This window comes from Kitasatospora sp. MY 5-36, from assembly GCF_001182915.1.
GTDB lineage: Bacteria > Actinomycetota > Actinomycetes > Streptomycetales > Streptomycetaceae > Kitasatospora.
In genome coordinates, this window is sequence record NZ_LFVW01000331.1 from 1 (window position 1) to 12,301 (window position 12,301).

At 71.2% G+C, this 12,301-nt stretch carries 8 protein-coding genes and 1 pseudogene; 3 read left to right on the forward strand and 6 right to left on the reverse strand.

Translation table 11 applies throughout. The features are described from left to right. Positions 1 to 2,229 (reverse strand): MMPL family transporter (locus AE652_RS21215; RefSeq protein WP_049653881.1); only part of this gene is annotated, 2,229 nt, incomplete at its 3' end. Between the two features lie 268 nt (positions 2,230 to 2,497). Further along, entirely contained in the window at positions 2,498 to 3,988 is a 1,491-nt protein-coding gene (gene rpsA / locus AE652_RS21220) for a 30S ribosomal protein S1 (protein ID WP_049653883.1), read from the reverse strand. Positions 3,989 to 4,402: 414 nt separating this feature from the next. Between rpsA and AE652_RS21225 the strand changes: the two genes are divergently transcribed. Both AE652_RS21225 and hrpB read left to right on the forward strand, forming a co-directional pair. Next, a complete protein-coding gene (locus AE652_RS21225; protein WP_082345872.1) occupies positions 4,403 to 5,278 on the forward strand; it encodes a class I SAM-dependent methyltransferase in 876 nt (291 codons plus the stop codon). 4 nt (positions 5,279 to 5,282) lie between these two features. Further along, positions 5,283 to 7,799 carry an ATP-dependent helicase HrpB gene (gene hrpB / locus AE652_RS21230; protein ID WP_199823125.1) on the forward strand — a complete coding sequence of 839 codons (2,517 nt, stop codon included), beginning with the start codon at positions 5,283 to 5,285 and terminating at the stop codon, positions 7,797 to 7,799. An 18-nt stretch (positions 7,800 to 7,817) separates the two neighbouring features. Here hrpB and AE652_RS21235 read toward each other — a convergent pair whose 3' ends face one another. The 4 genes from AE652_RS21235 to AE652_RS21250 all read right to left on the reverse strand — a co-directional run bounded on the left by AE652_RS21235 (position 7,818) and on the right by AE652_RS21250 (position 11,790). Beyond that, positions 7,818 to 9,017: an XRE family transcriptional regulator gene (locus tag AE652_RS21235; RefSeq protein ID WP_199823126.1), complete on the reverse strand. Its 1,200-nt coding sequence runs from the start codon at positions 9,015 to 9,017 to the stop codon at positions 7,818 to 7,820. A 191-nt stretch (positions 9,018 to 9,208) separates the two neighbouring features. Continuing rightward, the gene (locus tag AE652_RS21240) at positions 9,209 to 10,564 is read right to left on the reverse strand and encodes a hypothetical protein (RefSeq protein ID WP_049653887.1); all 1,356 of its coding nucleotides are present in this window, start codon (positions 10,562 to 10,564) and stop codon (positions 9,209 to 9,211) included. After that, a complete protein-coding gene (locus tag AE652_RS21245) occupies positions 10,561 to 10,902 on the reverse strand; it encodes a hypothetical protein (protein ID WP_049653888.1) in 342 nt (113 codons plus the stop codon). The genes AE652_RS21240 and AE652_RS21245 overlap by 4 nt, the downstream gene beginning before the upstream one ends. Positions 10,903 to 10,911: 9 nt before the next feature. Further along, on the reverse strand, positions 10,912 to 11,790 hold the full coding sequence (locus AE652_RS21250; RefSeq protein ID WP_063780217.1) for a glycosyltransferase family 2 protein: 879 nt from the start codon (positions 11,788 to 11,790) through the stop codon (positions 10,912 to 10,914). Between the two features lie 308 nt (positions 11,791 to 12,098). On the opposite strand from AE652_RS21250, the pseudogene AE652_RS21255 reads away from it, so the two are divergent. Continuing rightward, positions 12,099 to 12,301: pseudogene (locus tag AE652_RS21255) on the forward strand (hypothetical protein); the annotation flags it as partial.

Here is a 12,301-nt window from a genome sequence, read left to right on the forward strand (position 1 = left end):
CGCCGCCTCCCCGTCGGCGGGCCGCGGCGCCGGGACCACCGCCGACCCGATCTCCGGCACCGACCCGCTCTCCGCCGCCGGCACCACCGGCCGCGGCGCCGGGACGTCCGCCGCCCCGATCTCCGGCAGGTCGACGTGCTCGCTCAGTCCGAACCGCCGGTGCAGCCGCCGCAGCGGGGCGGGCGCCCACCAGTTGAACTCGCCGAACAGGCTCATCGCGGCGGGCACCAGCAGGCACCGCACCAGGGTGGCGTCCACCGCGACGGCGACGGCCAGCGCGATGCCCATCTGCTTGACCATCAGCATGTCCCCGAGCGCGAACCCGGCGAAGACGATCACCATCAGCAGCGCCGCCGAGGTGATGATCCGACCGCTGCGCTGCACGCCCAGCTCCACCGCCCGGACGCAGTCGTGCCCGCGCAGGGTCAGCTCCCTGATCCGGGCGAGCAGGAACACCTCGTAGTCCATCGACAGCCCGAAGGCGAAGGCGAAGACCAGCACCGGTATGAAGGTCTCCAGCCCGCCGGTCGGGCTGAACCCGAGCAGCCCGCTGAACCAGCCGTCCTGGAACACCAGGGTGAGCGCGCCGAGCGAGGCGCCCAGCGAGAGCAGGTTCATCAGCAGCGCCTTGACCGGCATCACCACCGAGCCGGTCATCAGGAAGAGCAGCACCAGCGTCCCGGCCGCGACCAGGCCCAGCGCCCACGGTCCGCGCGAGAGCAGCTCGTCCTGGAAGTCCACCACCGAGGCCGCGCCGCCGGTGACGTAGGTGGTCAGCCCGCCGCGGTCGGCCCGCAGCTCCTCGACCACCCGCTTGGCCTGCCCGCCCTGCGGGTCCCCGGGCACCAGGACGTCGATCGTGGAGACCGCGTCGCCCACCGGCGACACGGCCCGCACCCCGCTCACCCCGGGCAGCTTGGCGACCACCTCGTCCGCGTACGCCTGCGCCACCGGCGCCCCGCCCTCGACCACCACGGTGATCGACGCGGCCGAGGCCTGCGGGAAGCGCTGGTCGATCGTCTCGGCGACCTGCCGTCCGGCCGAGGAGGCGGGCAGGACGGCGGCGCCGGAGCTGCGCATCTCGGCGTGGAGGAACGGCGCCCCGGCCGCCAGCAGCAGGGCCACCGAGGCGAGCGTGACCAGGACCGCCCGCTTGCGCACCCGGCGCACGGTCCGGCTGAAGAACCCCTCGTCGGCCACGGGCGCCGCGGGCGCCTTGATCCGCGCGCCGGCGAAGCCGAGCAGGGCGGGGATCAGGGTCAGCGCGGCGGCGACGGCGATCACCACGACGCTCACCCCGGCCGCGGCCACCGCGCCGAGCACCGGGCTGGTGAAGACGAACAGGCCGGAGAGGGCGACGGCGACGGTCAGTCCGGAGAAGGCCACGGTGCGTCCGGCGGTCGCCGCGGTCCGTTCGACGGCGGCGGCGATGTCCGCGCCGTGGCCGCGTTCCTCGCGGAAACGATTCACCATGAGCAGCGCGTAGTCGATCGAGAGGCCGAGCCCCAGCACCGTGGCGATCGGCAGCACGCTGGTGTCGATGTCCATGATCCGGCTGAACCCGAACATCGCCAGCAGCGCGCCGCCCACCGAGGCGACCGCCCCGATCGCCGGCAGCGCGGCCGCCGCCAGCCCGCCGAAGACCAGCACCATGACGATCAGCGTGAGCGGCAGCGTCACCAGCTCGCCGAACCGGGTGTCCTTCTCGGTCTGCTTCTTGACCTCCTGCTGGAGCACCAGGTCCCCGCCGACCGTGACGTGGGCGCCGCCCGCCCCGTTCAGCGCGGCGAGCCGCTGGGTGACGGCGTCGGTCTGGGCGGTGCTCGCGGTGTCGGCCATCCGTACGGTGACCAGGCTCGCCGTCCCGTCGGCGGAGCGCAGCGCGGCCGGCGCCGGTCCGGTGCCGTACGCGTCGAGGGCGGAGGAGACCCCGGGCAGGGCGGCGATCTCGGCGGTGGCCCGCTCGACGGCGGCCCTCACCTGCGGATCGTCCACCGGCCGGCCGTCCACCACGGCGGTGACGGTGCCCTTGGCCGGGTCGGCGGCGGCGACCACCGCGCCGCCCCGGTCGGCCTCGGCGCTGGCGGAGGAGGCCCCGGCCACCGAGCCCTCGAAGACCCGGCCCCCGATCAGGACGCCGACCACCAGGACGACGGCCCACAGGCCGAGCACCCATCGGCGGTGGCGGAAGCAGAACCGGCCGACGGCCGCGAGCCTGCCGCCGACCACGGCGGTGGGGGCGGCGGGAGAGGGAGTGCGCCTGAGGAGCCTTTCGGGCGGCTCCCCTCAATCTAGGGGCAACCCGAACTACGGCCTATAGATGGGCAATGAGCCCCATCTCACACTTTCCTTCACATAAACCACACATAAGTCAGGGCGTGATAAGTCAGGGCGAAAAGCAAATGACGGAAAGCGGATGGGGAAAAACAAATGGGCCCCACCCGGAAATCCGGGCGGGGCCCACCGTCTAGCTATCGGCTAGCGGGAAGCGAGAGCCTCAGCTCTGGCCGCCGGCCAGCTTCTCGCGCAGAGCGGCCAGGGCCTCGTCGGAGGCCAGGGCGCCCGAGCCCTCGTCGCTGCTGGACGAGTAGGAACCACCGGCGGCAGCGGCGACGGCGTCGCCACCCTCCTCGGCGGCCTGGGCGTCGGCCTCGCGGCTCTTGATGACCTGCGCCTGGTGCTGCTCGAAGCGCGACTGCGCCTCGGCGTACTGGCGCTCCCACTCCTCGCGCTGCTTCTCGAAGCCGGGCAGCCAGTCGTTCGCCTCGGGGTCGAAGCCCTCCGGGTAGATGTAGTTGCCCTGGTCGTCGTACGAGGCGGCCATGCCGTACAGGGTCGGGTCGAACTCGACCTCGGCCGGGTTGGCACCCAGGGCCTCGTTGGCCTGCTTGAGCGACAGGCTGATGCGGCGACGCTCGAGGTCGATGTCGATGACCTTGACGAAGATCTCGTCGCCGACCTGGACGACCTGCTCCGGGATCTCGACGTGGCGCTCGGCCAGCTCGGAGATGTGGACCAGACCCTCGATGCCCTCGTCCACGCGGACGAATGCACCGAACGGAACCAGCTTGGTGACCTTACCCGGAACGACCTGGCCGATCTGGTGGGTACGGGCGAACTGCTGCCACGGGTCCTCCTGGGTCGCCTTCAGCGACAGGGAGACGCGCTCGCGGTCCATGTCAACGTCGAGAACCTCGACGGTGACCTCCTGGCCGACCTCGACAACCTCGGACGGGTGGTCGATGTGCTTCCAGGACAGCTCGGAGACGTGCACCAGGCCGTCGACGCCACCCAGGTCCACGAAGGCACCGAAGTTGACGATCGAGGAGACGACGCCGGAGCGCACCTGGCCCTTCTGCAGGGTGGTGAGGAAGGTCTGGCGGACCTCGCTCTGGGTCTGCTCCAGCCAGGCACGGCGGGACAGGACCACGTTGTTGCGGTTCTTGTCCAGCTCGATGATCTTGGCCTCGAGCTCCTTGCCCACGTAGGGCTGGAGGTCGCGGACGCGGCGCATCTCGACGAGCGAGGCCGGAAGGAAGCCACGGAGGCCGATGTCGAGGATGAGACCACCCTTGACGACCTCGATGACGGTACCGGTGACGATGCCGTCCTCTTCCTTGATCTTCTCGATCGTGCCCCAGGCACGCTCGTACTGAGCGCGCTTCTTGGACAGGATGAGACGACCCTCCTTGTCCTCCTTCTGGAGAACCAGGGCCTCGATGTTGTCACCGACGGCGACGACCTCGTGCGGGTCAACGTCGTGCTTGATCGAGAGCTCGCGGGACGGGATGACGCCCTCGGTCTTGTAACCGATGTCGAGGAGGACCTCGTCACGGTCGACCTTCACGATGACGCCCTCGACGATGTCGCCATCGTTGAAGTACTTGATGGTCTCGTCGATGGCGGCGAGGAAGGCCTCCGCGTCGCCGATGTCGTTGACCGCGACCTGCGGGGTGGTGCTGAGGGAGGAGTCGGTGGGGCTCGTCATTAGGAAAAGGGCTCCGGTACGGACATGAAAGTCGTAGGTAATGCCACGCGGAGGGCCCGTATCGCTCCCACCGAAAGCCGGACAGCCAAGAACACGGCACACCGGTGGTCCCGTAACAACGAGAACCGGCGTCCGTCTTGCGACCGTGGGGTCTTCGACAGATGCGAGCGCGACCTGCTCCGTCCGAGGCGCGCAGGCCCGCAGCGCAACTTGTAGCATACGGGGACGGCCAGGCACGGTCAATGCCGAAGGACGGCAAGACGGTGGAGCCCGGTACGGATCAGGCCATATCCTCCGAATGCGCGCCTCGCGGCGGCGCCCGAAGGGGCCACGTCCCCGGATGCCACCGCCAGGATCCGGACCCTGACGGGCCGGTTCGCGGCAGCGGCGCTTCCGCACTCCATACCCTACGCGATGGGCATTGTCACCGTGGCCACCACCCCCCAAGCAGACCTGCACGATCTTGACACCTCCGCCGCGCGGGTCGAGGAAGAGGGCGACGACGCGGTGCGCCGCGCGGCCGGCACCGGGGAGAGCAGCCGGGCCAGCCGGCACTGGTGGGACCGCAACGCCGACGAGTACCAGGACGAGCACGGCGAGTTCCTCGGCGACGACCGCTTCACCTGGTGCCCCGAGGGCCTGGACGAGGCCGACGCCCGCCTGCTCGGCGACGTCGCCGGCCGCGACGTGCTGGAGATCGGCGCCGGCGCCGCCCAGTGCTCCCGCTGGCTGGCCGCCCGGGACGCCCGGCCGGTCGCCCTCGACATCTCCTACCGCCAGCTCCAGCACTCCCGCCGGATCGACCTCGGCCGCGGCACCACGCCCGTCGCCGTCGTCCAGGCCGACGCCGCCGTCCTCCCCTTCGCCGACGCCTCCTTCGACCTCGCCTGCTCCGCCTACGGCGCCGTCCCGTTCAGCGCCGACACCGCCGCCCTGATGCGCGAGGTCCACCGGGTCCTGCGGCCCGGCGGGCGCTGGGTGTTCTCGGTGACCCACCCGATCCGCTGGGCCTTCCCGGACGAGCCCGGCGTCGAGGGCCTCACCGCGACCTCCTCCTACTTCGACCGCACCCCCTACGTCGAGCAGGACGAACAGGGCCGGGCCACCTACGTCGAGCACCACCGCACCATCGGCGACCGGGTCCGCGAACTCGTCGCCGCCGGCTTCCGGCTGGTCGACCTGGTCGAGCCCGAGTGGCCGGCCGGCCTGGAGCAGGAGTGGGGCGGCTGGTCCCCGCTGCGCGGGCGGCTGATCCCCGGGACCGCGATCTTCGTCGCCGAACGGGGCTGATGTCTTGCTGAACCCGGCCTGGCGCGAACTGCCCGTCCGCACCGCCCTGCCCGCCCTGCACGACGCGCTGGACGGCCCCGGCACCGCCGTCCTCGCCGCGCCGCCCGGCACCGGCAAGACCACCCTGGTGCCGCTCGCCCTGGCCGGACTGCTCGCCGACGGCCGGCCCGTACGGCGGGTGCTGGTCGCCGAACCGCGCCGGCTCGCCGTACGGGCCGCCGCCCGGCGGATGGCCTGGCTGCTCGGCTCGTCCGTGGGCCGCGAGGTCGGGTACACGGTGCGCGGCGAGCGACGCACCGGGCCGGACACGGTCGTCGAGGTGGTCACCACCGGCGTCCTGCTGCAACGCCTCCAGCGCGACCAGGAGTTGCCCGGCGTCGACGTGGTAGTGCTGGACGAGTGCCACGAACGGCACCTCGACGCCGACACCGCGCTCGCCTTCCTGCTGGACGTCCGGGCGGCGCTGCGGCCCGAACTGCGCCTGGTCTGCGCCTCCGCCACCTCCGACACCGAGGCCTGGGCCGAACTCCTCGGCGGCGCCCCGGTGGTGGAGGCGCACGGGACCTCCCACCCGGTCGAGGTGGTCTGGGCACCGCCGCCGCGCGCCGTCCGGCCCGCCCACGGCACCCGGGTCGACCCGGCGCTGCTCGACCACGTCGCGGCGGTGGTGCGGCGAGCGCTGAGCGAGCGGGACGGGGACGTGCTCTGCTTCCTGCCCGGCGTCGGCGAGATCTCCCGGGTCGCCGGGCAGCTGGGCGGCCTGCCTTCTGTTGATGTCCTCCAGCTGCACGGCCGCGCCCCGCAGGCCGTCCAGGACGCCGCGCTCACCCCGTCCCCTTCACGGCGGGTCGTGCTCACCACCGCCGTCGCCGAATCCTCGCTCACCGTGCCCGGCGTCCGGGTCGTCGTCGACGCCGGACTGGCCCGCGAACCCCGCACCGACCACGCCCGCGGGCTCGCCGGGCTGGTCACCGTCCGCGCCTCGCTCGCCGCCGCCCGCCAACGCGCCGGCCGCGCCGGGCGCGAAGCCCCCGGCACCGTCTACCGCTGCTGGAACGAGGCCGAGGACGCCCTCGCCGCCCGCTTCCCCACCCCCGAGATCGCGCTCGCCGACCTCACCCCCTTCGCCCTCCAGGCCGCCTGCTGGGGCGACCCGGACGCCACCGGCCTCGCCCTGCCCGACGCCCCGCCCGCCGGGGCGATGGCCGCCGCCCGACAGACCCTCACCGCCCTCGGCGCCGTCTCCCCGGACGGACGGGCCACACCGCGCGGCGTCCGGCTCGCCCGCACCGGACTGCACCCCCGACTGGGGCGCGCCCTCGTCGACGGGGCGGCGGCGGTCGGTGCGCGGCGGGCGGCCGAGGTCGTCGCACTGCTCGCCGAGGAGCCGCCGCGGGCAATGGGCGACGACCTCGGCGCGGTCTGGCGGACCGTCCGGTCCACGAAGGACCCGTACGCCGGCCGCTGGCGCGACGAAGTCCGCCGCCTGCTCCGCGCCACCTCCGACGAACCCGCCACCGACCTGCCCGACGCGGCCGCCGCCGGACTCGTCGTCGCCCTCGCCTTCCCGGAGCGGATCGCCCGCGCCCGCGTCGAACGGCCCGCCCCCGGCGAGCGCAGCCCGTACCTGATGGCCTCCGGCACAGCCGCCGAACTCGCCCCCGGCACCGTGCTCGGCGCCCTGCCCTGGCTCGCCGTCGCCGTCGCCGACCGCCCGGCGGGGTCGCACTCGGCGCGCATCCTGCACGCGGCGGCGCTCGACGAGGCCACCGCGCTGGCCGCCGGGGCGCCACTGCTCAGCAACCTTGCCGAGGTCCACTGGGACACCCGGCGAGGCGAAGTCGTCTCCCGCCGGGTCGAGTCACTGGGCGCCATCGAGCTGGCCGAGAAGCCGCTCGACCGTCCCGACCCTTTGCTCGTCCGGTCTGCCCTCCTCGAAGGCCTCGCCCGCGAGGGAGTGAGCACCCTGCTGACGTTCCGGTCCAACCTGCGCGAGCGCCTCGCCTTCCTCCACAGTGCCATCGGCGCCCCCTGGCCGGACGTCAGCGACGAGGCCCTCCTCGCCCGCGCCGACGAGTGGCTGGAGCCCGAACTCTCCCGCGCCCGCCGCCGCACCGACCTCGCGAGGATCGACACGACCGCTGCCCTCCAACGCCTCCTCCCCTGGGCCACCGGTGAAGCCGGCCGCCTGGACGAGCTCGCCCCCGAGCGCATCACGGTGCCCAGCGGATCGAAGATACGAGTCGACTACACGACCGAACGCCCAGTGCTGGCCGTCAAGTTGCAGGAACTCTTCGGCTGGACCAAGACCCCCACCCTGGCCGCCGGTCGCATACCGTTGACCATCCACCTCCTCTCCCCCGCCGGCCGCCCCGCCGCCGTCACCGGCGACCTGGAGTCCTTCTGGCGCGAGGGCTACCGCGCCGTCCGCGCCGACCTCAGGGGCCGCTACCCCCGCCACCCCTGGCCCGAAGACCCCACCACCGCCGAACCCACCCGCCGCCTCAACGCCCGGAAGTGACAGACACCCAGCGGGTTCCTACCGGAAGGCCTCTCCCAGGAGGGCCTCCCGGTGCTGCCAGGCAAGCCGCAGAAGGGCCGCACCGGCGGGCTGCATCGGTTCGCTGCCCGTGAGGCGATCCACCTGCTCAGCAACGAACGGAATCCCGACCGAGCACCCGGTCGCGTCCTCCGGTCCGACCCGATGGCCTTCGTCGTTGGTCGAGACGATCCGCTGGAACGTCTCATCGAACAGGTCGGCGTCGAACACGGCCACGGTCAGCATGTCGGTGACGAACGTCAGCGGATCCATGCCCAGGCCCAGCCAGAAGACCCGCAGTCTCCCGTGTTCGCGAGCAGTGGTGAGCGTCTTGTTGAGCGGCCAGGCCGCGTAGTCGATGGGCACCCTGTCGCTTCCGTAGTCCTCGGTGTCACCGAGCAGTTCCTCGCTCAGCTCCCTGAGGATCGCCCGCCAGAGATCGAAGTCGTTCCCCTCGTTCCATGGTGCGTCATGGGACGCCTGGAACATCCCGACCGGCATGACCTGGTAGAGGCCTCCACCGCTGGCGACCTTCTCGGGGTCGCGCCAGTGCAGCACGAACTCGGCCTCGCCGGCTGCCCGATCGTTCCGGATGGTGAGCGTGCTCGTTGCCGCCATGACGGGCCGATGCAGGAGATCGGTCGGATCGGCGATGGACGCGCGGAAGGGCGTTGCCGCAGGATCCACCGGCGTGTCCGGGCTCGCCAGGGCTGCCGTGGCGTACTCGTGCGCGGCAGCCTCGCAGATGTTGATCACGTCGAAGTACCGGCCCCGACCGAAGGTCAGCCTCGGACCCATGGTTGATCCCTCGACGTCAAGCAGGCGATAGCAGTTCCGGTTCTCGAACAGCCTCGGCTTGGCGAGATCCCGGACCGCCTCCGCGTACGTACGGTAGAGGGTCCCGTCCTCCCGGTGCGGTCTGATGTGATCGAGCTCGGGCTCGCCGCCGTCCAACGGTGCCGCGGGCGCGTCCGGCTTCCAGCTCAGCCGGACGTGCTCCAGCGGCACCGGCTGTTCCGGAATCCAGTGCTGTCGAGCCAGAAGGGGTGTCCCCGGGATGAGACTCCCGGGCGTGTTCTCTGCCAGCAGCCGGCCGGTCAACGCGTGACGCTGGTCGTTCAGGAAGCCGCGCACCCGTCGCCACTGCTCGACACTGGGGGATGGGGTGGGCTGGTCATCTGCCATGGGCGCGCTGGGCACGATGCTCCTTCTTTGCAGCAGGCGCGACGCCTTGCGGTCGACTACGAGCCGATGCCGAACCCGGGACATGGAATCCATCTGGCGCGAGGGCTACCGCGCCGTCCGCGCCAATCTGAGAGGCCCCACCCCCGCCACCTTTGGCCCGGAAACCCCACAACAGCCGAACCCACGACAGGTCGCCCAATCTGAGATCACACAGATGCGAGTTCGGTAACGCGCTGGGCAAGTTCGGGGGCACCGGGGATTCCTCGTGCACTGTAGACGGCCATGGTCGAGCGCACTGTCTTGAGTTCCTTCTTGTTCCGGTCCGATGCCACGCCGTCCATGAGGTCCAGGCACTCGTTCCACAGGATCACGGCCTCCTCGTGACGGTGCTGGGCAGCCACGGACTTGGCGAGGTTCGCGAGGGTCAAGCCGCGAACCCGCTGATATGTCGACGGGACGCGGTCCTGCAACGCCGCGCGATAGTGCCGTTCGGCGGCTCGGTGGTCCTCCATCCCGGTCAGGGTCTTGCCAGTATGCGAGGCCACGGTGGCCGCGACCGGGCCTGAGGCGCCAGCGTACGAGGGAACGCCGTCATCACTGGCAAGCATGGCATCCTCCGCAGCGAGGAGTGCTCCGGCAGCGTTCTTGCTCCGGCCGCTTGCTCCGTACGCCCGGGCGGCTGTCACCAGCAACAGCGCCTCCGTCTTGCGGTCGACTTTCCCCCGGGCCCGCGTCAGCGCGGCCTCGGCCAGTTCCACGCAGTGTGTGGTCTGGTTCAGGTCAAGGGCCTGGTGGGTGAGGGCACGCATCATCCAAGCCCCGTGACCTGCGGGATCGGACTCACAGGCAAGTTGGTAAGCGAGAAGGTAGAACCTCTGGGCGGCACCCTCGCGACCGAGGTCGTGGCACTTCCATCCGACCAGGGTCGCCAGCTCGGCCGCCGCCCCGTACGCGCTCCGCCGAATCTCCTCGGACGGGAACGTGGCCTGGAGCATCGGCACGACGGCATCCACCAGGTAGGACGACACCGTGGAGAGTCCGTAACCACCGCCCAGCCTCTCATCGGCAGTTCTGAACATCTCGGTGAGCTGCCGGACGGTGGACACCTCCTCGGCACCGGCTCTGCGGCCGGCCTTCGCACCTCGCAGTGTGGCGGCGACTGCCTGGTGGTCGTAGCTGAGCGGGAGCCCGACAATGCCGACAGCGAAAGCGAGGGCGAGGAAGTCGCGACGGTGGAGCATGACAAGTCTCCCCAGATCGGCAGCGGTTGCCAGAGGATCAGGGGCCATGACCTCCCTGAACGCCGGGAAGCCTAGACCGATCTCGGCGGTCGTCACCTTCCGCCTCGCCATTCTCGTCAACGCCTCGGCAAGGTAGGCCGCGGTTCGACCCGTTGGAGTACCGCCCCTCATCCAGGAGAGCACAGCCGACCGCGAGGTGTGCAGCGTCTCACCGGACTCCGCCGCGACGCCGCGAATCACCTTGGCTAGGGCTTCGTACGTACACCCAACTTCCTCGATGACGGCCGTCAGCTGCCGATTCGGCTCCTTACGTCCAGTCAACTCATGCCCCCAGAAGTGATCTTGAACAGATTGAACGCGATGAGCGGCCCATCACCGTACCGCCAGAGCGTGTCCAGATGTTCACTGATTGCACATGCCTGCACTTCAGAGGAGGTCGATGCCTCATGGCCAACGCGTTCTTCGATCCGCGCCTGCACGAGCCGATCGGGCCCAGCATGCTCGTCATCGGTTGCCGCATCCTTGCTCAGCTCGCCAAGCGCGGCACCACGCCGACCGTCCTGGGCGGAGTCCAGCACAACTTGTTCCTCTGCCCGGCCGCGATCGGCATGGACATACAGCGCGTCAATGACGTCCTCCTCAACCTGGCGACTGCGCATGGCGTTCTGTCAGAAAACCGGCGGCCGACCCAACTTCGCCATCCGCCACACCGTGCTCCACCGCATCGGCCGTCGTGGCGGACAGGGCGTGCGCACGCCCTCGAAGAAGCCGGACCACCACGCCTTGAGACCGGACAGCGGCGGTCGGCGGACCACCGTGTAGGCCGCCCAGGAGGTGAGGTAGACCGGCACCAGGATGGCCGGCAGGTGGCGCTTGGCCAGCCAGACCCGGTTGCGGGCCGTCAGCCGGTAGTAGGTGGCGTGCCTGGCCGGGTCGGTGCGGGGGTGCTGGAGCACCATGTCGGCGCGGTAGTCGATGTGCCAGCCCGCGTCCAGGGCGCGCCAGGCGAAGTCGGTCTCCTCGTGGGCGTAGAAGAACGCGCCCGGGAACAGCCCGACCTGGTCGATCACGCTCATCCGGATGGCGTGGCCGCCGCCCAGGAACGTGGTCACCGGCCCGGACCGCATCGGGTCACTGGCACCGAGGCGGGGAACGTGCCGGCGCTGGGTGAACCCGGTCTCGTCCGCGATGCGGAAGGACACGATCCCGAGCTGCGGGTCCTGCTCGAAGGCTTCCCGGACCAGCCGGAAGGTGTCGATGCGGGGCAACAGGCCGTCGTCGTCCAGGACGACCAGCACGTCCGTGCCGCCCAGTTCGCGCAGCCGCTCGACGCCGGCGTTGCGGCCGCCGGGGATGCCGAGGTTCTCGGGCAGTTCCACGGGGTCCACCCAGTCCGGCAGTTCGGGCAGTTCCACGCCCTGCCCGAGCACCACGGTCCGCACGCCGTCACTGTCGCCGCCCTGGGCCCGCACCGAGTCCAGCAAAGCCGTCAGCTCCGCCGGCCGGTTTCCCATCGTCAGCACCACCACGCCCAGCGTGACGCCCATCGCACTCAACCCAACCGTGTGAGGAAACCTTCATGATCTCGCCGACACCGCGACCCGGATACGCGCCACTGCGCGTACCGGCCGGGCCGGGCCGACTGCCGGGCCACCCTCCCACACTGTCCGCTCCTGCCGGCGCCCGAATGCTCCTGATTCGCCCGTAGGGAGGCTGTCGGCTCCATCCGCAGCCGCCCGGGTGACGCCCCCGGTCCCCCTCTCCCCTTTGCGGGCAGGCGCCGTCCGGTCGCCCGGACAAGCCCAGCACGCAGTGCACTCCCTTCACACGCACCCCTCCCCCGAGGTACTTCGCCATGCTCGAAACCCACCGCCCCCGCCCCTTCGTCGCTCACCTCGACTCCCGCATCGAGTCCACGCCCCTGGCGCGCTACCTGCTCCGCGCGTACCTCTCCGGGCTGCCCTCCGGTCACCGCTACGCCGACACCGCCGAACTCCTCCTCGGCGAACTCTTCGCCAACGCCGTCCAGCATTCCGACGGGCCCGACGACTGCCACAT

Excerpts from the sequence above, each read along its gene's own strand:
- AE652_RS21225 (WP_082345872.1), top strand. The coding sequence starts at position 4,403 with ATGGGCATTGTCACCGTGGCCACCACCCCCCAAGCAGACCTGCACGAT.
- rpsA (WP_049653883.1), bottom strand. The coding sequence starts at position 3,988 with ATGACGAGCCCCACCGACTCCTCCCTCAGCACCACCCCGCAGGTCGCG.
- AE652_RS21245 (WP_049653888.1), bottom strand. The coding sequence starts at position 10,902 with ATGCGCAGTCGCCAGGTTGAGGAGGACGTCATTGACGCGCTGTATGTC.
- AE652_RS21250 (WP_063780217.1), bottom strand. The coding sequence starts at position 11,790 with ATGGGCGTCACGCTGGGCGTGGTGGTGCTGACGATGGGAAACCGGCCG.